This is a genomic window from Sulfurimonas sp. C5, from assembly GCF_029872055.1.
Lineage (GTDB): Bacteria > Campylobacterota > Campylobacteria > Campylobacterales > Sulfurimonadaceae > Sulfurimonas.
Map to the genome: position 1 here is coordinate 1 of NZ_JARXNQ010000008.1, position 20,732 is coordinate 20,732.

Consider the following 20,732-nt stretch of genomic DNA (forward strand, 5'->3'; position numbering starts at 1 on the left):
ATCTAACTCTTCATCTTCACCTTCAAGCTCGTCTAAACCTTCGATCTCCTCTTCTGCTTCTTCGCCGAATTCTTCATCCAGTTCTTCGTCGAATGTCGCATCAAGATCTTCGATCTCATCCTCTGTGTCTTCTAAAGAGAACTCATCTAGATCTTCAAAATTGTCATCCAGTTCTAAATCGTCTTCCGCTTCATCGAGTAGATCTTTAACTTTTTGTGCTTCCTCTGAATCTAATACACTTTCACCTGTACTCTCTTCATCATCAAGTAAAAATTCATCGTCTAAATCAGCAATTTCATCATCTAATTCTAAATCGTCTTCAAAAGGTTCTTCTAGCTCGTCATCTAAATTCAAGTCATCACCAAAAGGCTCATCTAAATCGTCATCTAAGTCAAGTATTTCATCTGTTACAGGATTGTGATCTAGTACAAATTCCTCATCGTTATCGCTATCATCTATAGCAGCAACATCTTCTACCCCGTTTGCTATCTCTTTACCAAAAACAGCAAATAACTCTACAAGATCCGTAGGTAAAAAAGGTTTTTTCAAAGTTGCCGAAAAATTTGCAACTTTTTCAGCATCTCTAGAAGCAATAAACAGTGTTTTAATGTAAGTTACTTTTGCAGCAATTTCGTCTAATATACCGTCTGTATATTTTGTATCATCGATAACAAGTAAATCATAACTTTCAGATGTTTCAATCTCATCTACATTTGCAATAACATCTAAGGAGTCTGATGTTTTTTGGGCACTTAATGTAACTAATTTAGTAACAACTGGATTATCATTTAAGAGTAAAATCTTCACTTGTTTTTCCTTCGACATTTATCTACGATTATATTAATTTCAATAATCACTGTATTGTATCAAAAAAAACTAAAAAAACATCTCTAAGGTGTTAAAAGCCTCTTGCATCTGCCCTTTTACAATGAGCATAGTTGCCGTAATCGTAGCAATAATAACTACAAACGCAACCATAATTTTGATTGGGAAACCGATGACCAGAAGATTAAATTGAGGCATCGTTTTCATTAGCATTCCAAAGATAACATCGGCAAGCCATGAGAGTGCAATAATCGGAAATGCTATCATAAAACCTACTAAGAACATATTTGATGTCGCATGAATCGTATAATTAAAAAAATCTTCACTCATTAAAAAGCCCCCTAAAGGGACTGTTTTTAAAGAGGCATCGACAAATAAAAGAACCCAGTGATGCAGATTAAGTGCAAATAGTACCATTAACGCTATTAAAGACAAAAATTGAGAAATTATAGGCATAGATACACCCGTTTGAGGGTCAATTGCACTTGCCAGTGAAAACCCCATCGTAAACGATATCTGTCCCCCTGCGAATGTGATGACATGATACGCCAGTTGTAAGGCGACACCTATTGCCAAACCAAAAATAAATTCACTTAATATTGCCAAAATAATTGTGGGAATATCGAGTGAGATTGTAAGTGGCGGCATAGATGAATAAAACACTATTGTAAAGAAAAAAGCCATGGCAGCTTTGATTGTCATTGGAATATTTTGATGGGAAAAAATTGGTACTGCTAAAAATAAAGCGGCAAATCGAAAAAAAAGCAGTAAAAACCCAACTACATTTGCATCGTTAAATATTACTGCCCACTGCATACTATTTTTCTCTTTTTAACTCTTTGTCTTCAAGTCTGTATACTTTGTCACACAAATGAGCCAATTGGTTATCGTGAGTTACCAGTACCATACCTGCTTCATTCTGCTCACAATACTCAAAGAACATCTCCATCACTTCATGAGCGGTTTTAGTATCCAAATTTCCTGTCGGTTCGTCAGCAAAAATAAGTTGCGGTTTTTTTGTTAAAACTCTGGCAATTGAAACGCGTTGCTGCTGGCCGCCTGAAAGCTCGGTTACTTTTTGCTTCATACAGTGTGCGATATCAAGTCGTTTTAAAAGGTCATTATCGATAGGCTGTCCTGACAAGATCTCTGCAACTTCTAAGTTTTCATAAGCAGAAAGACCACGGAACAAATAATGTGACTGAAATACAAGTCCTATCTTATCTCTTTTAATTTGTGCCAACCTGTTTTGCTTTAACATATATATATCTTCACCAAAAAGCTTTACACTTCCGCTTTGCGGTTTTAATAGTGAAGAGATTATATGTAATAAAGTAGATTTTCCGCTTCCGCTAATACCAATGATTGCTATAGATTCTTTTTTATTTAAAGAAAAATTTACATCTTTGAAGAGTTCATAATCAAATGAATGGGAAAGGTTGTTTGCTTCTAAAATTTCCATAAAAAGATTATAGTAAAAACTTACTAAATTAATCTTGTGGAGTACAAAATATTTTTTTGCACCCTTTTTTTGATTGTCTATCCAAGAAATACAGATGTATTTTCTCTATGCTCTTTTTCATAAGATGAGCAATGCACCCTTTTAAGTAGATACCATAAACTTTTCCACAAGCATAGTTTCTACCAAGTGCAATCAAGATTCCTCTTTGTTTGATTCTGCTTTTTAGAAGTTGCTTTTTTTTCTCCATTTTCCTAATGTTTTTTGCTGCCAAAGTACCCATTTGCTCCGCTATGTCTGCCGTCGGGGGTAATTTGTTATTATCTTGATCATACAATGTTGAGCAATCTCCTACGATGAATACATCCTCGTAATCCACACTTTGAAGATACTCATTAATCTCCAAAAAGCCGAATTTGTTTTTTGAAAGTTTTAGATTTGCCACGACACCATTTGGTTCAATACCTCCGGTAAAAATCATAAAATCCATCTCTAAAATCTCACCATTATTCAAAGTTACATGTGATTCTGTAAGACTTTCAACTCTCACATTATTTTTGATTATCACGGCAAGTTCTTCCAAATGTTTTTCGGAACACTCAACTAAATATTTATCCAAGCCTTTTAAAATATGCTCTGAAGAGTTAATCAAAACAATACTCAGTTTTCTACATAAAAAATGATTTTGTTCATAAAAGTCTTTTGCAAATGAGGCCATTTGTGCTGCTATTTCAACACCGCTGAGTCCTGCTCCTGCTATTACAATGCTTAGAGGTTTACAGTAACTCCCCTCTTTATCTATTTTTTGAAACAGGCTCATCTCAAACTTTTGTTTAAAGTACATTGCACGATTGAGTGCTTTAATACCGTGTCCGAACTCTTTTAAACCGCTGATACTTGAGACAAACTTAGTTTGAGCACCTACAGCTATAACAAGATAATCGTAAGTTATTCTTTGAGAATCTGTAATTACTTTTTTATTATTGAAGTCTACATTTTTCACTTCTTGCTTTAGAAAAGTGACTTCGTTTTTAAACCCAGTGCAGTACGTAAAAAGATCAACACAGACTTGTGCAAAATCATATTCATTTGCGATCAGATCATAAACGTCTGTCTGCATAAAATGGTATGCATTCTTATCGATCAGAGTAATTTCGTATTTAGGATCTTTACAAAGATTTTGTAAAGCTTTTAAACCGGCATATCCACCGCCAATGATCACTATTTTTGTTTTATCGGACTTTTGCATATAACGATTATAGCATGTAAAAAAAGAAAAAAAGTATTTTATAAAAAGGGAGTAATATAAGGAGGGTTGGCTAAGCTAAAAAGCTTAAGCCATTTGTGCAGCAACTTCAGCTGCGAAGTCATCTGCTTGTTTTTCGATACCTTCACCAACTTCAAGACGGATAAAGTCAACGATCTCAGCAGTACCGCCAAGAGCTTTAGCAGCAGTTTCAACAGCCTCTGCTACTGTTTTTTTATCGTCAAGTACGTAAGTTTGGTCAAGTAATGCTTGCTCTTTATCTAGAGTAGTGTTATCATCTACGAAACGAGCAAGTGAACCAGGGATGATTTTGTCCCAGATTTTTTCAGGTTTACCTTGAGCTGCAAGATCAGCTTTGATATCTTCTTCAGCTTTTTTCATGATCTCGTCAGTTAATTGCACCATAGAAACGAAAGATGGAACGTTTTTAAGTGTTTTACCTAAACGTGCTAACTCTTCATTTTCTTTTTTGATTGCTTCGATACGACCTTTAGTTTCAGACTCTACGAATTCAGTTGTGAAATCTTTGTAGCTTAAAACTTGTGGTTTCATAGCAGATGCGTGCATTGCAACTTGCTTAAGTACATCTTTCATACCTTCAGCAGTTTTTGCAGAGTCACATTTAGCTTTTACGATAACAGCGATTCTGTTGTTAGAGTGAACATAAGCGTTCATTGCAACAGTATCGTCTTCAGCTTCTAAAGTACCGAAACGACGAAGTTCAATCTTCTCACCGATTTTTGCAACTTTTTCAGTGAAGTATGAACCGAATTCAGTATTCATTACACCTTCAACATCGCTAGGATTAGTGTTGAAAACTTCTTCAGTTGTTTTAAGAACTAAATCTTTGAAACCTTCATTTTGAGCAACGAAGTCAGTTTCAGAGTTAATCTCAACAACTGTAGCTTTAGAGAAATCATCAGAAATTTTAAGACCTACAAGACCTTCAGCTGCTACTCTATCAGCTTTTTTAGCTGCTTTAGCGATACCTCTTTCTTTTAGAAGCTCTTTCGCTTTTTCCATATCTCCATCAGCTTCAACTAAAACTTTTTTACAATCCATCATTGGAGCATCAGTTGCTTCTCTTAGCTCCTTAACCATTGCTGCTGTTACTGCTGCCATAATTACGCTTCCTCTGTAGTTTCTACTGTTTCTTCAGCTGCCACTTCTTCAGTTGCTGCTTCTTCAGATGCCTCTTCAACAGAATTGTCAGCACCACCTTCTCTTAAAGCTTTACCTTCGTTAATAGCAGCAGCCATTTCACGACAGAAAAGTTGAATTGAACGGATAGCATCATCATTACCTGGAATTGGGTAAGTGATAAGGTCTGGGTCACAGTTAGTATCTAGTGGAGCTACAACTGGGATTCCAAGTCTTTTTGCTTCTAATACTGCTGTGTGTTCTTTAGCAGCATCGATAATGAAAAGCATATCTGGAAGTTTTTTCATATCACGGATACCACCGAAATACATTTCTAACTTCTCTTTAGTTCTAGAAAGCATTAAAGCTTCTTTTTTAGTTAAAAGGTTGATTTGTCCATTTTCTTGCATTTCTGAAATTACATCAAGTTTACGGATAGATTTTTGGATAGTTGGGAAGTTAGTAAGCATACCACCTAACCATCTGTTATCTACGTAAGGCATACCACAAGCGATAGCAGCTTCACGAACAGAGTTACGAGCTTGTTTTTTTGTACCAACGAAAAGTACAGTTTTACCTTCAGCAGCAGCGTCTACTACGATTTGGTAAGTGTTACGGAAGTAACGTAAAGTTTTTTGTAAATCTAAAATATAGATATTTTTACGAACACCGAAAATGAATTTTTTCATTTTTGGATTCCAACGACGAGTTTGGTGACCGAAGTGTACACCACATTCTAATAGGTCTTTCATAGTTACCATATAAGGTCCTTTAAAGGCTACATTTTGAGCCAGAAATTATGTTAGTTAGCTTTGGAAAATGTCTAACGATGACTCTTATATTTGAAGAGGTCGCACTAACTTTTTTGACATTACCTGTTAATATTTTCATCCACTAATGGAAGAAAAATCCGCGAATTATACTAAAACTATGTTTAATTTAAGCTTTTTTAAAACCATATACTACATATTATATTTTTATCACACTATTTAAAAAAAGATTTATATTTATTTATGTATAGTAACACAATTAATGCACAATGTATTAATAAATGTAATACAAAAAGGGAAGAGATGAATAAGCCTTTATTATTATCATTGGTTGCATCAGCTACTATTCTTGGGAGTAATTTATCAGCTGAATCAATGTATGATCGCTTCGAAGCGATGGAAGCAAAAATGCAAAGTATGCAAAAAGAACTAGACGCGTTGAAAGCAGAAAAAAAATCTGTTAAGATGAGCGTAAAAGATGATTCGGAAGCGGATGATGAGGATGCTAAAGATGATTCCTCAGATGACAATGCGGATGATGAATCAGGTGATGATGAATTTGATGTTATCGAAGCATTTGATGAGATGGAAGAAAGTATTTCTGAAATCAACAGAGCTACGAGTGGAAATCATTTAAAGTTTAATGTTGATTATAGATATGCTATTGAAAATCTTAACTACAAAATGGCTGACGGTTCTAAAGTAAAAAATGATGCCTTAATGACAAATAGACTATGGTTAAATATGGATTGGGCAGCTTCACACCAAATTAGTTTCCATGGACAGCTTGCCTACAACAAAGCATTTGGACAAAGAAGTGGTTCTGGAAGTAATCTGACACCATTTGAAACTTTTGACTGGATTACGAATGAGAATGCATACGATGATACACTCCGTGTAAAAAATGCTTACTTCTTATATAAGAACTCAACATTTTTAGGGACTGACATTCCATGGACATTCAGTATCGGTCGCCGTCCTTCAACTAATGGTCACCTTATTAATCTAAGAGATGATGATCATGCTGCATCACCACAAGGACATTCTATCAATGTTGAGTTTGACGGTTTAAGCTCTTTATTTAAACTTGATAAACTTACTGGTGTTAAAGGGATGTATGTAAAATTCTGTGCAGGTCGCGGTGGTACAAATGCTGCACCTAAATTTTTCTCTGCAAATCCTACTACGGGTGTAGTAAATCCAAATGCACCATATGCAACAAATAAAGGTGATTTAGGGAATATTGATCTAGGTGGACTTATTTTCAGAGTTTACAATGACGGACAATATACATTTGATACACAATTCTACTATGCTAACAATTTAATTGATGCAAATATTGATCCACTTACTGGTGTAATGACTGGTATGGAAACTGTAGGTGGTCTCTATAGTGGTACTGCTAGTTTTATGATAAACGGTATCGGTAACGGCTTAAGCGACTACCTAGATGAAACTACTTTCTTTGTAAGCGGTGCTATGAGTAAAACTGATCCTCATCAGGGTCATAGTATGTTAGGCTCAGACACATCTAAAAAAGGTTATTCTTATTGGGTTGGTTTACAAATGCCTTCATTAGTTACTGATGACGGTAAATGGGGATTTGAGTTTAATCACGGTACAAAATACTGGAGAAGCATCACATATGCTGAAGATACAAATATAGGTTCAAAAGTTGCCGCTCGCGGTAATGCTTATGAGGCATATTTTACAGAATACCTTGTAGATGAGATATTATCTATGCAAATACGTTATACATATATCGATTATGATTACACTGGAAGTAATGGATTCTTTGGAGATTCGACAGGAACTCCATATAAAATTTCAGATCTTACGGGTACTCAAGCAGCTACAACTGTAGATAAAGCGCAAGATATCCGCTTCTACTTAAGATATAAATTCTAGAGCCTACTTCTGGCTCAATTCTTCAACTTCTATGAGTTTTAATCTCATAGAAGTATCTACATAATCTATATTAATTTTTGTAAGTTAGGTAAGTTGTTCTCTGAGCAGTCGGTGTTAAAAAGATCTCTTGTATATTCACATGACGTGGCTGTCTCAAAGCAAATATAACAGAGTTAACTACATCTTTGGCTTTTAAAGGTTTAAACCCTTCATAGACACTATCTGCTTTTTCTTTATTTCCATGAAATCTAACAACAGAAAATTCTGTTTCTACTGCACCTGGTGCAATATTTGTCACCTTCACATCTGTTCCGAAAAGATCTATATTCATAGCTTTATTCAGTGCGTGTACTGCAAATTTTGTTGCATTATATACATTTCCGCCTGCATACACTTCACGTCCAGCTATACTTCCCAAATTAATTATATGTGCATCTTTGAAGTTTTTCATCATAGGGATAATAAGTCTGCTGATATACAGTAATCCTTTGATGTTTGTATCGATCATCCTATTCCAGTCTTCAACATCGGCTTGGTCAATCGGATCCAAGCCTTGTGAAAGTCCTGCATTGTTAATTAGAATATTTGGAAATAAAGATTTTTCTTCAAGCTCTGCAGCTATTTTTTGGAGCTTTTTAAAATTTGCAACATCAGCTTTATAGATAGTTACCTGCACATCATATTTTTCAAGACGAACTTTTAATTTCTCAAGGTTTTTGTATCTTCTTGAAAGTAAAATAAGGTTTGTCCCTTTCTTTGCAAGTTCTATGGCACATTTTTTCCCTATGCCGGCACTTGCACCAGTTATGAAAGCAGTTTTGTTTTTTAATTTCATCTAATGACTTTAAAAAGACTAAGCTTGTAATTCTGAAAGCTTTTCTTTTACAGCTTCAACATGCCCTTTAACACGAACTTTATCCCAAGCAGCTTGAACAACACCTTGTGGATCAATAATAAATGTAGAACGTACAATCCCCATATATTCTTTTCCGTAATTTTTCTTTAGTTGCCATACACCGTATTCTTGCATCATATCTGTAGATTCATCACTTAATAGTGTAATAGAAAGGTTTTGTTTTTCAATAAAGTTACGGTGTCTTTTTGTACTATCTGCACTTACCCCTAAAATGATTGCATCCATATTTCCAAATTCTGGCATCGCTTCCGTAAATTCACACGCTTCTGTTGTACAACCCGGTGTTGAATCTTTTGGATAAAAATATAATACTATCCATTTTCCTTTCAAATCACGTGAACAAATCTCCACGTCATCTTGGTTTGGTAAACAAAATTCAGGGGCTTTAGCACCAACTTCTATCATTCTTTCTCCTTCTTATATAAATAGTGATATGTATACCCAAATACCAGTCATAGATGTAAATATGATTCCTACAAAACTTTTAATTGCCATAAGTTTATGTTTGTTTGTCATTTCACCCGGGATTTCGTTGTTTTTGAACCATCCGTTTGCTTTAATGATTGTTAATGTCCAATATACGAAAGTTGCCACTGCTATTGCTATATGAAAAATCAAAACAAACAGCGCGTACGTATAACTTACCTCTGCGTCTGAAGCAAAAGTATCAAAACCACCGCCTACTCTTACACCGTATTCAAAATATACTACCACTAACACTGAAACAACATAAATAATGTTTTGTGCAGCAGCATGCAGTTTATACAAACCTTTTTTTGCAAGCATGATTGCCGAATAGATCAATAACGGTAAAACAGCGACAATGATTGTCACAACATCCATAAAAAGAGGTGCTCTAGTTCCTAAAAAACCTTGTGAAAACATATATTCCATCTAAGAAGCCTTTTTGATTTTAATTTTGTAGTAAATTATAGAAAACATTATAACTAAAATAATAATTGTAAATGTTATTTGCTTTAGGTATTGATTGATAAGTTCTTGATTTTCCCCTATAAAATATCCCAGTAAGATTAAAACCATAGCCCATAAGCCTGCACCTAATGCGGTAAATATAGAGAACTTCACAATATTCATATGTGCCAGTCCCGCAGGAATTGATATAAGCTGTCTTACAGCAGGGATAAGTCTTCCCGTAAAAGTGGAAACAGAACCGTGTTTTTCAAAAAAAACATCCATTTTATGAAGAGTCTTTTCAGCAATGAAAAAGTACTTTCCAAATTTTTGTAAAAATTTTCTTCCAACAAAATAAGCCAAATAGTAGTTAATCAAAGCACCTACCATCGAACCGCCTATTGCATTTATCGCAATCAACCAAATACTCATCTTCTCTTGCGAAGCAAGATAACCTGCCGGTACCAGTACTATTTCACTCGGAAAAGGGATAAAACTGGATTCTATAGCCATTAGGATAAATATACCCGGATAACCAAATTCAAAAATCTGATCAACCAAAAACTGTGCGAGTTCTTTAAGCATGCGCAGTTTCCTCCAGCTCTTTAATCATTTTCATCGCTACATCTTCTTCATTGTACGTTAAAAGTTTACGGCTTTTTATTTCAAGATCAGGATTTTTAATAACATGGAGTAATTTTGATTTGAGTTCTTCTGATTCTCGCTCACACCATCCCAGATCATTATCAACAATAAACTTGGCATTGAAATATTGATGATCCCCTGCTGCATGTGGATATGGAATATAAAAAGCGGGACACCCGTTTGTACTCAGTTCCCAAAGTGTTGAAGCCCCTGCTCTGCTTACCGCAAGATCGGCTTTTGCAATCAGGTCAGGTAACTCTTTTGTAAAACCGTACAATTCTACATCATCGATTCCAAGTTTTGCATATTCATCTTGAACTCTTTGCAGATCGGCTTCTCCTGCCTGATGTATAATTCTGATATCTTGCTTTTTTAGTTTCCAGGCAACACTCAGAGCCAAATCATTAATAGCTTTTGCTCCATGACTACCACCCAAAAATATGATAGTTTTGAGGTCTGTTCTCACCCTTGCCGTTTTTGTAAAAACCTCTTTTACGGGATAGCCTTGAATCGAAGAGTTGTTGTCATATGCCGAGATAAAACGTTTTGCAAAAGGTTTTAACAGTTCGTTCAAACGTCCTGTTTTTGCATTTTGTTCATGAATAAAAAGCGGACGAAATAGTGAAAGTGTTGCAAAAGATGCAGCAGCTGCCGAAAAACCACCTACACTGTAAGTTGCTTGGATATGATGCTTTTTAAGTATTTTTCTAGCTCTCAAGAAGGCTTTAAAAACTTTATAAAGTGCTTTTATTTTTCCAAAACCTTTTTGATTGACAACACCTGTCGTTTCTAAAAAATAAACATGTGAGAACTCGCTGTGCTCTGCAAAATATTTTTGATCCTGTCCTTTATTAGAACCGATAAATATAGCTTCATGTCCGTCGTTTACGGCCGCTTCGACTAAAGCTTCTGCGACCATTAAATGACCGCCCGTTCCACCGCCAGTTATACAAAGTTTCATCTCTTTTCCCTAACTCATATCTGCTTTTTTTGAACCCATCAGTACCATACCTATAGCCAAACAGGCTCCCAGCATTGCCGAACCACCGTAAGATAAAAATGGTACTGAGATCCCTTTAATAGGAGTAATTCCACTAATCCCGTAAGCATTAACCAAAAATTCGAACGATAGTACCAATCCGATTCCAATACTAAAAAGATATACAGATCCGTCTTTCGTACGGTTTGCCACTTTAAAAATTCTCTGTAACATCCACATAAAAATAAATACTACAAATAATATACCAATAAAACCGAATTCTTCGGCAATACCCGCCAAAACAAAGTCGGTATGTACCTCTGATAAGAAACCGAGTTTAAAAGTACCGTTTCCAAGACCAACACCGAAAAGTCCGCCGTTATGAATAGCATTTAAAGAGTGTCCAATCTGATACGGCTCTACTTCAACGGGGACACGCAGTTTATCGGCAACAAAATCGGGCATCAGTTCCAAAACGGAATTTTGGGCTAAAGCCCACCACGATTTAATACGTGCAATACGGTGCTCGGCAGTTAAGATAAAGAGTACGACTGCTAAAAAAATACCGCCCAAAATTGTCAAGAAAAACCTAAAACTGCTTCCTGCAAAAATAAGCATAAAAAGAAGAGTACCGCCAAGAACGACAACCTGCCCAAGATCTTTTTGTAAAAATGCGATGATAAACATAGCTGCAACAAACACTACCGCATAAGGTAGGAAACGGCGAAATTCACTTCTGATCCCCATCCCGTTGTGATGTCCCAGTTTTCTCGAAAAACTCCACGCCAAGAAATATACAAATCCGACTTTAAAAAACTCAACCGGTGCAAGAGAAAAGCCCGCAATTTTCATCCATCTTTTTGCTCCACCCACTTCTGAAACTATACTTTCAGGTAAAAACGGCATTGCGATCATTAAAATCAGTGAACCGAAAAACAAAGTAAACCCAAGTGGCTTTAGGTGTTTGTCCGGATCTCCAAGTGAGAGAATATAGATCAGCGTGATACCGACAATTCCAAAAAAAGTTTGCCTGATCGCAAAATGGAACTCCCCAGTATCAAAAAGTAAAACGGTATATTCTGTTAAAGAATACGAAACCACTATACTTATTGCTATAAGTATAGCAACCAAAGTAAAAAGTTTTCTATCGGCCATTTTCTCTACTTGATTTTATTGATTTTGAGGACAAATTCAACTTCAGGCTTAGAGAGGTGCAGCTCTTTTGCGATAGTTTCAATAGAAACACCTTGTTTGAAAAGAGAGATAATTTTTTCATCATCGTTTGCATGGATAGATGTAGGAATGGAGATCTGCTTCACACCGCTTTCAAGCTGAGCAATTCTATGTTCAATCTGCCCTTCAATAAGTTCAATGTTAGACTGTAGTTGTTTCAGTGCGACAGAAAGCGGTTGTACCATATCATACACATTACGCTCTATCTCTTGATAGATCTCATCATCATTCATTCTGTTTGCATTGCTTTTAAAAGCATTTTCTGTTTCAGAGAGTTGTTTTTTCAGATAAAACAGTTCTCGGTTCAAATCTTCTACAACAGAAGCAACCGAGCGAATATTTTTTGAGTATGTAGTATCTTTCGTATATACGTAATACAGAAGATATAAAATAATAAGTGCCATAACAATGACAACATACTCTAATTGGAAGTTTATCTGATCTAAATTCAATTGTTTCTCTCTTTTAACTCTCTAATTTGTACACGTTCGCGAGCAGTCATATAAGATGCCCACTCTTTTTCGTCTCTTTCGTGAATACGGATAAATTTCGCCAGTGTATCGCTCTGTGCTTCAAAAAAGACTCCGACATCTCTTTTTGGATGTACAGGCATCTCAAGTCTTCCGTAATAAACTTTACCCGTTTCAAGTAAAGCCTCTTTTAATTTAAAATGCTCAAAACCTATAGAGTCAACTTCTGCCTGTGTTGTCAATGAGACTCTTTTTGGCGTTTCATTTTTCAAAAAGGCTTCAAGTGCATCTATTTTTCTGTGTAACTCCACCATCAAGTTTAATAACACAGGATCACTCTCGCTTGTTTCACCTCTTGCTTTTGCAAGTTTGAGCCACTGGCTGATAGGATCATCATCACTTTCACTTAAACTTTGATACTCACGCTCATATGCTTCTTTATCAAGGTCTGCTTCACTAAAAGCTATACTAATCGGTGCCGGTACTAAACGAGGTTCATTCATGCAAACATCCTATCAAGTACTATGAAAATAAAAAATGCAATTCCTAAATAACCGTTTACTGTAAAGAATGCACGATCTATCTGTGTAAAATCACGACGAACAAGCTTTTGCTCATATGCAAGTACAAAACCGCTGCCCAAAGCTGCTACTAAAGCAAAAAATCCAAGCCCAGCAGCCCAAACAAACAGCAGCCAAAAAAGTACTGCCAAACCGTGAAAAATAGCGGAGATAAACAGCGTTGATTCAGCCCCGTATTTTGAAGGGATTGAGTGCAGTCCTTTTTCAATATCGTATTCCATATCTTGGAGCGAGTAAAGCAGATCAAATCCTGCTACCCAGAAAATCACACCCAATGATAAAAGAACAGACCACATAGGAATCTCCGCAGTAACAGCTATAACACCTGCAATCGGTGCAAGACCTAAAGAGATCCCTAAAATAATATGTGCTAAAGATGAAAAACGTTTAAAGTAAGAATAAGAGCCAAGTACAAGTAAAATAGGTATAGAGAGTTGAAAAGCTAAAGGGTTAATAAGATACGCAACGACAATAAATGCAAGAGCATTAACCCCAATGAAAATTAAAATAGAAGTAGCATCAAGTCTTCCGTCAACATTTGGACGCTTGGCTGTTCTTGGGTTTTGTGCATCGATATCACGATCAGCATAACGATTTACTCCCATCGCAAAATTTCTGGCAGTTACAGCCGCGAGTGCTCCCAGAAAAAGTAATCCAAATCCAAACCATCCGTTTGCTGCTACAACCATAGCAATAAATATAAACGGCAGTGAAAAAATAGAGTGTTCAAACATTACAAGTTCGTTAAAGTCTTTTAGTTTTTGTTTTAAATCTTGCAAACGCCCACCCCTTTTGTTATAGTCTTAGATATTTTAACCAATCTAGTATTAAAATGATATAATTTCACAATGATTGAACTAGCTATAATTGGACCAACGGCATCAGGTAAGAGTGATTTAGCCATAAAAATTGCACAAAAAATTGATGCTTATATCCTCTCAATTGACTCTCTTAGTATCTATAAAGAGATTGATATTGTCTCAGCAAAACCTTCAAAAGAGGAACTCTCACAAGTTAAGCACTTTGGAATTGATGAACTCTATCCAAATGAATATTTCAGTGTAGAGATTTTAATTCAAATATATAAAAATGTTATTCGAGAATGTCAAAACTATTCTAAAAACTTGGTAATAGTAGGCGGTACATCATTTTATTTAAAATCTTTACTAGATGGTCTTTCAACACTTCCAGAAATTACTGAAACAGTAAAAAAAGAGGTTGAAACAAAACTACAAGATCTGCAGGCTTGTTACAGCTTTTTATCCGATCTCGATCCTGATTATATGCAAAATATCGATAAAAATGATCGTTATCGTATAGAAAAAGCCTTACTAATCTATGAAGCTTCAAAACTTTCACCGTCAGAATGGTTCAAACAAAATCCGCCAAAACCGATTATCAAAAACTTGGAGATTTTCAATATTGATGTAGATCGAGAAACTTTGAGAGAACGTATTAATCTTCGTACAAAAAAGATGGCTGATTCAGGGCTAATTGATGAAATAGCTTATCTGGAGCAAAAATATACTCGCTTGCCTAACTCAATGGGAGCTATCGGAATAGTTGAAGTGTTAGAGTATCTTGACGGGAAAATAACAAAAGAGGAGATGGTACAGCTTATTGCTATACATACTGCCCAGCTTGCCAAAAGACAGCAAACATTTAACCGCACTCAATTTGAAAATATCACGAGTGCGAAACTGGAAGATCTAGAAGAGATTATTTTAAATAATAACTTTTCATTCCAAAACTCCTAAAGACTTTAAAGAATTTAGACTTTTATAATTATGAATACTTTTTGGAACATGTGAAGTTCATAGTTTTTTTTATGCTCCGCAAGTAAGAGCATTTTGGAATTAAAAATGTAATCGTCAAAACGACTATAATAAGGTAATGCACTGTTCAATATTCTAAATCATAAAGTTGATTAATTATGTATGTTGTAACTATCCACTTTTGTTGAATTATCCAAGACTGTTGAAAACTTTATTAACAGTCCTGGAATAAAATAAATACTACTTTTATAGTAGATGTTTTATAACTTACTTGCCGCTACATTAGCATAAAAAGAGTTCTGTAGTTCTTGTACACAACTTTGTGCTTTCTCAGCTATTCGTGAATTTTTATCTTTAACGCCAAGATTCATAGTAAAACTGTTTTGAGAAACTTTTACATCTAATGTAACTGTTTCAGATATCGTTTTTCTAGGGAATATATGAGTATGTTGTTGAGGACGATGTGCTGCATGATTAGAATATTTTTTGCGTTCAGAAAAACTTTTTGTAAAAGTCAGTTTATTTGCATCTTCATTTGTAAGTACCCATGATTTATCTGCTGCTGCATCTTTAAAAGCATTTTTAAGCTCGATCAGATCATAACTATTTTTAAAAGTATTTTGTACTTCTATTGAATCTATGTGAGTACTTTGTGCCTGAACATTAGTGAGTAAAACACTAGCCGAAACTATTGCTGATAGAAGAATTTTTTTCATATTTTTTCCTTTGTTTTATATTTTAAATTTGTAATTATTTAGACAGAGTTTTCTCTCATGTCTATAATGTATTTTGAAACTTGTTATTGGGAGTAGATAGTTATAAAACTTTAGGAGGTTTATGAATTTTTAAGAGAAATTCTTGCTTTGAAAGTTTATTATGAAAATCTATTTTTTTTACTAGAACATGAGAATCGATTACACTTTTGTAAAAGTTAAAAAATAGTCTATCGTTATCATCAGTTTCTTCTGAGACATCAGATATCTCTGAAACTTTTTGTTCCACTAACACCATCTCTGAAGAATTATCTACAAATAATTGTGCTTCTAAAGATATCGTAAACAATGCTACCAGCAGAATGACTACTAACGATTTCATTTTCATGACAAAATTGTAATCTTTTGTGAGTTAATAATTAGTAAACGACAAAATTGTAATTGTCTAAACTGGAATGTCCCCACTAAAATAGACTGTTACTAAACCAGTAAGTTTTGGAATATGCTCAATACTTCAAGAAAATATTTAATAACTAGTCCTGCTCTAAACATAAGAAAAATTATGACAATCTGCAAAATATATAAAGATGCTTTATTTTTTATGGGAAAATGCTAACAAAGGAGAGCAGTTTGAAGTTTCAAGAAACAAGCTATATTAAAATTAGAATTAAAATGCTCCTACATCGTATTAGAAAAATGATGCTACGAGTTTGATAAAAAATCATGACTGATAAATACACCATTGATACTGAAGAATTTGAAGAGGATGAACTTCCATCTTGGAAGCTCAAAGAGATCCAAAACGCCAACGAGCTTGAATCAAATATCAATAATCCCGAAAGATGCACATATTCTGTAGGAGATGTCATTAACGGATTTGAGCTCATCAATCGTAAAAGATCCAAAGATGGCAGGCGATGGCTAAAACAAGTTCGCTTTAGATGTGCAAAATGCTCTAAAGAGTTTTCAAGAAACATCTCTACAGTGAAAAATCTTAAAAAATGTAAGTTCTGTAAAGAGTAGTCTTTGAAACGTGATTTCTACTGAGTCCCATTCTTTATTTACAAATTTTTGAATACATAGCAGGACGGCGATCACGGATCAGTCCCCAGTACTCTCTTTGTTTTGCATTCTCTGCAAAATCAAATTCACCGTAGATGATCTCCTCTTGATCACGACTCGCTTCAGCTATCTTTTCTCCTGTATAGTCAGTGATAAACGATGAACCGTAAAAAGTAAGCTCAGAAGAGGCCCCTTTTTCAGTCCCGATTCTGTTTGCAGCTACTACAGGAACCGTATTTGTTGCCGCATGTCCCATCTGTACACGTTGCCAGTGTTCTTTTGAATCTAGATGAATTTCAGGCTCGCTTCCAATAGCTGTAGGATAGAAAATAATATCTGCACCCATAAGTGTAAGTGCACGTGCCGTTTCACAGAACCACTGATCCCAGCAAATCCCCACACCCACATTTCCAAACTCTGTTTTATACACTTTAAAACCAGTATCGCCAGGAGTGAAATAAAATTTCTCTTCATATCCTGGACCATCGGGAATATGCGTTTTACGATAATTATCCATCACTGTCCCGTCTGTATTGATAGCAACAAGCGAGTTAAAATATTTATCCTCTGTTTTTTCAAAATAGCTTACTAAGATGACAACATGATGCTCTTTTGCCAAGGGGATAAACTCTGCAATTATCGGATTGTTTTTTAATGGTTGTGCCCATGAAAAATATTTTTCATCCATATCTTGACAAAAGTAATACCCTTCAAACAATTCAGGTAAAAGGATAATATTAGCACCATTTTTAGCAGCTTGTTCTACAAACTCTTTTGCTTTTTGAATATTTTTACTTTTATCTTCACTCATTTGCATCTGAATTGCAGCAACTTTTACCATCTCTATCTCCATACAGATTTTTTGAAATTTTACTATTTTATTTTTAAATTAGAGGTGTCCCTTTTTCTTTGTACCAATTTAAAATATACTCCCATGCTTCATTTGCATTATCTACAAAAGCAAAGCTATTCATATCTTCGGCTGAGATCACACCCTCTTCTTTTAAAAACTCAAAATTTATCGCCCTATCCCAAAAACTTTTTCCAACTAAAACCACGGGGATAGGATCCGTTTTTTCTGTTTGAATCAATGTTAGCGTTTCAAATAGTTCATCAAATGTACCAAAGCCTCCAGGATATATAACAAGGGCTCTTGCTCTTTGTAAAAAATGCATCTTTCTGACGGCAAAATAATGAAATTTAAAACAAAGCTCAGGCGTAATATAAGGGTTTGGAAACTGTTCATGCGGCAGTAAGATATTTAAACCTATTGATTTTGCACCGACATCGAAAGAGCCTCTATTAGCTGCTTCCATAATCCCAGGACCGCCACCCGTCATAATAGTTATACGGCAGTCTCCGGGAGTTTTTCCACTGCTACCTACCAGTCGTCCAAAACGTCTCGCATCCTCATAATAAATACTTTTACCCACCATACGCTCTGCAACATAAAGCTCACGTAATAAATCCCTGTCTTCAGGAGATTCTTCTAACCTTTTTTCTGTCTCTTTAAACTTTTCAAAAGCAGTTTTTTGTTCTACAATTCTTGCACTTCCAAACACAACGATAGTATGTTCTATGCCCATCTCTGCTATTGCAAGTTCAGCTTTTATGTAGTCTAGTTCAAGTCTGATACCTCTTGTATCGTTTGAATTTAAAAAATTTTTATCTTCAAAAGCAATTTGATAAGTCGGACTTTTTTGCAAAGCCTCAATCAATTTTTTTGCTTTAGGTTCTTCTTCACTTGACTTTGGATCTTCCCACGGAAGTTTTTCTCTTTTGACACTTTTCATCTCTGGATACCTCTGTATCATTATACTATTTCTATCCTTTTTTATATAAGTTCAAGCAGTACCGTATCTCTTTTGGTACTTTCTACACGTCTACAGGCATTTTCAAATGCACCGTTTTCCCCAATAACTATACACCTGTGTTTTGCTCTTGTTATCGCTGTATAAACTAGCTTTGTGTTGTGCATAATATAATGGCTGAAGCTCATCGGAATCACTACTATATCATACTCCATCCCCTGTACTTTATGAATTGTCAGAGCATAGGAAAGCATCAGATAGTTTTTTGCTTCATCATATTCGTACTGTACTACAATATCCTCATTCGGATAGTATACGAACAGTTGTTCATCTTCTTCTTCGATCTTAAAAAGCAGTCCGCTCATCCCGTTAAAAATACGTCTTTGAGCAGAGTCTTCTCCCATTTTAAAACCTTCAGAACTCCATGAGGTCATGTTCTCATTTTTTGTGTGAACCACTTTGTCCATCAGACGAAATTCTACACTTCCCTTTTTAAAACACTTCTTCGGATTCGGGTTAAAATACTCTTGCAGAATTTTATTGAGATTTGTTGTCCCTAAACTCCCACCCTTCATCGGTGTAATTACCTGAAAGTAATTGAGATACTCTTTGATCTGTTTGTTGTTCAGTCTGTATCTAGCTTTTTCGATCGACTCGATCACTTTATGCAAAATCTCTGAGATAATATGTTGCGCATTTTGTTCTCGAAGATCTTTGAGTTCATCTTGTGAAAGTTGGTTTTTTAAAGCATAATAGTTGGTAATATTAACATCTATAAACTCAAAGTCTTCATATTTTGCTCTATATTCAGGTACTTGTGCTTGACGGATATCGTTTGCTATTAACGTAATTGCCTGATCTTCACTTTGACGATAAATTTGTGTGAGTTTTACAATGGGTGCCAATTGTAATTCAAGTACATCACTAAGTACGTTTCCTGCCCCGATAGGAGGGAGCTGTGCGTCATCCCCTACAATAATTACAATCGCTCCGTTAGAGATTTTTCCCATCAATCTTGCAAACAGTGAGGAGTTGATCATACTCGCTTCATCAATCAGTACAACAGAATACGGAAATTTGTCACTCTCTTCATGCTTGACTAAAAGAGACTGAATCGTAGCACTCTCATACCCTGTCGTATCACTAATACGTTGTGAAGCGATCCCGCTAAGTGCACAAGTAATAATCTCTTTTTTATCGTAACGGGTATTTAAGAGATTGAGAATTGTTTTGGAAGTTGTTGATTTTCCGGTTCCCGCATATCCTACAAGAAATAAAATACTTGCACCCTGATTTATCGCTTCTACCGCTTTTCTTTGCTGCTCACCAAGTTTCAGTTCTTGATCCGCTAAAAAAGCATCAAGATCTTTTACAAAACCGCCGTTATCAAGTTTCGCACGCTTTGTAAAAGTATCATATAAAAACTTTTCGGCATCATAAAGTCTTGCGGGAGAAACCCTGTCGTGTTTCATAAGCACTATGCTTTGCTCTGCCACACGTTCAACCAAGATAGCTTCATATAGATTCTCTTTGTTATAAAAACAGAGCAGTTCATCGAGTGCTGAAAATAAAATCCCTTTGGCAATGCAGCTGTTTCCATTTGCTTCACAGTATTCTAAAAGTACATAGTCCATTGCAGAACTCAGACGGTTTTCATCCTCAACTGCGACACCCATTTTCAATGCCAATTCATCTGCACGTTTAAAACCAATGCCAGAAATATTTGTAAGCACATAGGGATTTTCTTTGATCTTTGCACAAGGTTCCTGTACATCTTTCATAGCGTTTGCAATGGTTGTAAGCAGTGCCGGTGAAACATCAAAAGGACTTAGAAACTCTCCCAGTTCTCTCATTGAACGAAACTGTTTCCAAGAGCTTTGAATCTTTTTAAGACGTTTCTCTTTAATCCCTTTAAATTCAAGAAGTCTTTCTATATCATTATCTAATATATTTACTAACTCTTCACGTCCGAAATGCTCGATCAGATCAGCTGAGAGTTTTTTTGTAAAACCTTTGATGATTTTATTTAAAAAGAAAAAGAGTTCATTTTGGTTCACTTTGAGAGATTCAAATTTAAAAGTGCGTCCGTATTTTTTGTGCTCTTCCCAATACCCTTGTAGAGTAACGGCAGAGTCTTTGATGCTTTCAACAGTACTTTCGTAGTACGTACCACTGATTTTTTCACCACTTTTAAGTACTGCAATTATAAAACCGTCATCCTCAAAAAGGATGCGATCGATTTGCCCTATAAGTGTTTGCGTCATAC

22 protein-coding genes and 1 pseudogene are annotated in these 20,732 nt (G+C 35.4%); 3 read left to right on the plus strand and 20 right to left on the minus strand.

What is annotated here, in order from left to right:
• The 6 genes and pseudogenes from P6N22_RS09955 to rpsB form a co-directional block, all read right to left on the minus strand.
• Nucleotides 1-807: pseudogene (locus P6N22_RS09955) on the minus strand (DNA topoisomerase IV); the annotation flags it as partial.
• A gap of 69 nt (nucleotides 808-876) precedes the next feature.
• Entirely contained in the window at nucleotides 877-1,641 is a 765-nt protein-coding gene (gene fliR / locus P6N22_RS09960; RefSeq protein WP_280332560.1) for a flagellar biosynthetic protein FliR, read from the minus strand.
• Between the two features lies 1 nt (nucleotide 1,642).
• Nucleotides 1,643-2,287 carry an ABC transporter ATP-binding protein gene (locus P6N22_RS09965; RefSeq protein WP_280332562.1) on the minus strand — a complete coding sequence of 215 codons (645 nt, stop codon included), beginning with the start codon at nucleotides 2,285-2,287 and terminating at the stop codon, nucleotides 1,643-1,645.
• Nucleotides 2,288-2,315: 28 nt separating this feature from the next.
• Nucleotides 2,316-3,533: an NAD(P)/FAD-dependent oxidoreductase gene (locus P6N22_RS09970; RefSeq protein ID WP_280332563.1), complete on the minus strand. Its 1,218-nt coding sequence runs from the start codon at nucleotides 3,531-3,533 to the stop codon at nucleotides 2,316-2,318.
• 84 nt (nucleotides 3,534-3,617) lie between these two features.
• Nucleotides 3,618-4,673 carry a translation elongation factor Ts gene (gene tsf, locus P6N22_RS09975; RefSeq protein WP_280332565.1) on the minus strand — a complete coding sequence of 352 codons (1,056 nt, stop codon included), beginning with the start codon at nucleotides 4,671-4,673 and terminating at the stop codon, nucleotides 3,618-3,620.
• 2 nt (nucleotides 4,674-4,675) lie between these two features.
• On the minus strand, nucleotides 4,676-5,452 hold the full coding sequence (rpsB, locus tag P6N22_RS09980; protein ID WP_280332567.1) for a 30S ribosomal protein S2: 777 nt from the start codon (nucleotides 5,450-5,452) through the stop codon (nucleotides 4,676-4,678).
• Between the two features lie 312 nt (nucleotides 5,453-5,764).
• Between rpsB and P6N22_RS09985 the strand changes: the two genes are divergently transcribed.
• Entirely contained in the window at nucleotides 5,765-7,369 is a 1,605-nt protein-coding gene (locus tag P6N22_RS09985; protein ID WP_280332569.1) for a DUF3373 family protein, read from the plus strand.
• 70 nt (nucleotides 7,370-7,439) lie between these two features.
• Here P6N22_RS09985 and P6N22_RS09990 read toward each other — a convergent pair whose 3' ends face one another.
• Genes P6N22_RS09990 through mqnP form a run of 9 tightly spaced genes read right to left on the minus strand, consistent with a single transcriptional unit; the run spans nucleotide 7,440 to nucleotide 13,884 of the window.
• Nucleotides 7,440-8,204 carry an SDR family NAD(P)-dependent oxidoreductase gene (locus P6N22_RS09990; RefSeq protein ID WP_280332571.1) on the minus strand — a complete coding sequence of 255 codons (765 nt, stop codon included), beginning with the start codon at nucleotides 8,202-8,204 and terminating at the stop codon, nucleotides 7,440-7,442.
• An 18-nt stretch (nucleotides 8,205-8,222) separates the two neighbouring features.
• Nucleotides 8,223-8,690 carry a thioredoxin-dependent thiol peroxidase gene (bcp, locus tag P6N22_RS09995; protein WP_280332572.1) on the minus strand — a complete coding sequence of 156 codons (468 nt, stop codon included), beginning with the start codon at nucleotides 8,688-8,690 and terminating at the stop codon, nucleotides 8,223-8,225.
• Between the two features lie 12 nt (nucleotides 8,691-8,702).
• The gene (locus tag P6N22_RS10000) at nucleotides 8,703-9,179 is read right to left on the minus strand and encodes a DUF420 domain-containing protein (protein ID WP_280332574.1); all 477 of its coding nucleotides are present in this window, start codon (nucleotides 9,177-9,179) and stop codon (nucleotides 8,703-8,705) included.
• Nucleotides 9,180-9,782, minus strand: a complete 603-nt coding sequence (locus P6N22_RS10005) for a DedA family protein (RefSeq protein ID WP_280332576.1) — start codon at nucleotides 9,780-9,782, stop codon at nucleotides 9,180-9,182.
• Nucleotides 9,775-10,803, minus strand: coding sequence for an undecaprenyldiphospho-muramoylpentapeptide beta-N-acetylglucosaminyltransferase (gene murG, locus P6N22_RS10010; protein ID WP_280332578.1), 1,029 nt, complete (start codon nucleotides 10,801-10,803; stop codon nucleotides 9,775-9,777). Before murG ends, P6N22_RS10005 begins: the two co-directional genes overlap by 8 nt.
• 9 nt (nucleotides 10,804-10,812) lie before the next feature.
• Nucleotides 10,813-11,976: an FtsW/RodA/SpoVE family cell cycle protein gene (locus P6N22_RS10015; RefSeq protein ID WP_280332580.1), complete on the minus strand. Its 1,164-nt coding sequence runs from the start codon at nucleotides 11,974-11,976 to the stop codon at nucleotides 10,813-10,815.
• A 5-nt stretch (nucleotides 11,977-11,981) separates the two neighbouring features.
• Entirely contained in the window at nucleotides 11,982-12,506 is a 525-nt protein-coding gene (locus P6N22_RS10020; RefSeq protein ID WP_280332582.1) for a hypothetical protein, read from the minus strand.
• Entirely contained in the window at nucleotides 12,503-13,027 is a 525-nt protein-coding gene (locus P6N22_RS10025) for a hypothetical protein (RefSeq protein ID WP_280332584.1), read from the minus strand. Before P6N22_RS10025 ends, P6N22_RS10020 begins: the two co-directional genes overlap by 4 nt.
• Nucleotides 13,024-13,884, minus strand: coding sequence for a menaquinone biosynthesis prenyltransferase MqnP (mqnP, locus tag P6N22_RS10030; protein WP_280332586.1), 861 nt, complete (start codon nucleotides 13,882-13,884; stop codon nucleotides 13,024-13,026). The genes P6N22_RS10025 and mqnP overlap by 4 nt, the downstream gene beginning before the upstream one ends.
• A gap of 69 nt (nucleotides 13,885-13,953) precedes the next feature.
• On the opposite strand from mqnP, the gene miaA reads away from it, so the two are divergent.
• The gene (gene miaA / locus P6N22_RS10035) at nucleotides 13,954-14,862 is read left to right on the plus strand and encodes a tRNA (adenosine(37)-N6)-dimethylallyltransferase MiaA (RefSeq protein WP_280332588.1); all 909 of its coding nucleotides are present in this window, start codon (nucleotides 13,954-13,956) and stop codon (nucleotides 14,860-14,862) included.
• A gap of 278 nt (nucleotides 14,863-15,140) precedes the next feature.
• Here the strand turns inward: miaA and P6N22_RS10040 are convergent, their stop codons facing one another.
• Both P6N22_RS10040 and P6N22_RS10045 read right to left on the minus strand, forming a co-directional pair.
• Complete coding sequence (locus P6N22_RS10040) at nucleotides 15,141-15,596, minus strand: hypothetical protein (protein WP_280332590.1); 456 nt, start codon at nucleotides 15,594-15,596, stop codon at nucleotides 15,141-15,143.
• A gap of 100 nt (nucleotides 15,597-15,696) precedes the next feature.
• A complete protein-coding gene (locus tag P6N22_RS10045; protein WP_280332592.1) occupies nucleotides 15,697-15,981 on the minus strand; it encodes a hypothetical protein in 285 nt (94 codons plus the stop codon).
• A gap of 335 nt (nucleotides 15,982-16,316) precedes the next feature.
• Here P6N22_RS10045 and P6N22_RS10050 point away from each other — a divergent pair, with 335 nt between their 5' ends.
• A complete protein-coding gene (locus P6N22_RS10050) occupies nucleotides 16,317-16,616 on the plus strand; it encodes a hypothetical protein (RefSeq protein WP_280332594.1) in 300 nt (99 codons plus the stop codon).
• A gap of 34 nt (nucleotides 16,617-16,650) precedes the next feature.
• On the opposite strand, the gene aguB is transcribed toward P6N22_RS10050, so the two are convergent.
• Genes aguB through P6N22_RS10065 form a run of 3 tightly spaced genes read right to left on the minus strand, consistent with a single transcriptional unit; the run spans nucleotide 16,651 to nucleotide 20,730 of the window.
• Nucleotides 16,651-17,496 (minus strand): N-carbamoylputrescine amidase, encoded by an 846-nt coding sequence (aguB, locus tag P6N22_RS10055; protein ID WP_280332596.1) that lies wholly within the window; start codon nucleotides 17,494-17,496, stop codon nucleotides 16,651-16,653.
• 43 nt (nucleotides 17,497-17,539) lie between these two features.
• Nucleotides 17,540-18,448, minus strand: coding sequence for an LOG family protein (locus P6N22_RS10060; protein WP_280332598.1), 909 nt, complete (start codon nucleotides 18,446-18,448; stop codon nucleotides 17,540-17,542).
• Between the two features lie 41 nt (nucleotides 18,449-18,489).
• The gene (locus tag P6N22_RS10065) at nucleotides 18,490-20,730 is read right to left on the minus strand and encodes an AAA family ATPase (RefSeq protein ID WP_280332600.1); all 2,241 of its coding nucleotides are present in this window, start codon (nucleotides 20,728-20,730) and stop codon (nucleotides 18,490-18,492) included.
• Nucleotides 20,731-20,732 lie beyond the last annotated feature (2 nt).

Excerpts from the sequence above, each read along its gene's own strand:
- miaA (WP_280332588.1), top strand. The coding sequence starts at position 13,954 with ATGATTGAACTAGCTATAATTGGACCAACGGCATCAGGTAAGAGTGAT.
- P6N22_RS10045 (WP_280332592.1), bottom strand. The coding sequence starts at position 15,981 with ATGAAAATGAAATCGTTAGTAGTCATTCTGCTGGTAGCATTGTTTACG.
- fliR (WP_280332560.1), bottom strand. The coding sequence starts at position 1,641 with ATGCAGTGGGCAGTAATATTTAACGATGCAAATGTAGTTGGGTTTTTA.
- P6N22_RS10060 (WP_280332598.1), bottom strand. The coding sequence starts at position 18,448 with ATGAAAAGTGTCAAAAGAGAAAAACTTCCGTGGGAAGATCCAAAGTCA.
- murG (WP_280332578.1), bottom strand. The coding sequence starts at position 10,803 with ATGAAACTTTGTATAACTGGCGGTGGAACGGGCGGTCATTTAATGGTC.
- tsf (WP_280332565.1), bottom strand. The coding sequence starts at position 4,673 with ATGGCAGCAGTAACAGCAGCAATGGTTAAGGAGCTAAGAGAAGCAACT.
- P6N22_RS10005 (WP_280332576.1), bottom strand. The coding sequence starts at position 9,782 with ATGCTTAAAGAACTCGCACAGTTTTTGGTTGATCAGATTTTTGAATTT.
- P6N22_RS09985 (WP_280332569.1), top strand. The coding sequence starts at position 5,765 with ATGAATAAGCCTTTATTATTATCATTGGTTGCATCAGCTACTATTCTT.
- P6N22_RS10000 (WP_280332574.1), bottom strand. The coding sequence starts at position 9,179 with ATGGAATATATGTTTTCACAAGGTTTTTTAGGAACTAGAGCACCTCTT.
- P6N22_RS10015 (WP_280332580.1), bottom strand. The coding sequence starts at position 11,976 with ATGGCCGATAGAAAACTTTTTACTTTGGTTGCTATACTTATAGCAATA.
- P6N22_RS10025 (WP_280332584.1), bottom strand. The coding sequence starts at position 13,027 with ATGAATGAACCTCGTTTAGTACCGGCACCGATTAGTATAGCTTTTAGT.
- rpsB (WP_280332567.1), bottom strand. The coding sequence starts at position 5,452 with ATGGTAACTATGAAAGACCTATTAGAATGTGGTGTACACTTCGGTCAC.
- bcp (WP_280332572.1), bottom strand. The coding sequence starts at position 8,690 with ATGATAGAAGTTGGTGCTAAAGCCCCTGAATTTTGTTTACCAAACCAA.
- aguB (WP_280332596.1), bottom strand. The coding sequence starts at position 17,496 with ATGGTAAAAGTTGCTGCAATTCAGATGCAAATGAGTGAAGATAAAAGT.
- P6N22_RS09970 (WP_280332563.1), bottom strand. The coding sequence starts at position 3,533 with ATGCAAAAGTCCGATAAAACAAAAATAGTGATCATTGGCGGTGGATAT.
- P6N22_RS09965 (WP_280332562.1), bottom strand. The coding sequence starts at position 2,287 with ATGGAAATTTTAGAAGCAAACAACCTTTCCCATTCATTTGATTATGAA.
- P6N22_RS10040 (WP_280332590.1), bottom strand. The coding sequence starts at position 15,596 with ATGAAAAAAATTCTTCTATCAGCAATAGTTTCGGCTAGTGTTTTACTC.
- P6N22_RS10065 (WP_280332600.1), bottom strand. The coding sequence starts at position 20,730 with ATGACGCAAACACTTATAGGGCAAATCGATCGCATCCTTTTTGAGGAT.
- P6N22_RS09990 (WP_280332571.1), bottom strand. The coding sequence starts at position 8,204 with ATGAAATTAAAAAACAAAACTGCTTTCATAACTGGTGCAAGTGCCGGC.
- P6N22_RS10050 (WP_280332594.1), top strand. The coding sequence starts at position 16,317 with ATGACTGATAAATACACCATTGATACTGAAGAATTTGAAGAGGATGAA.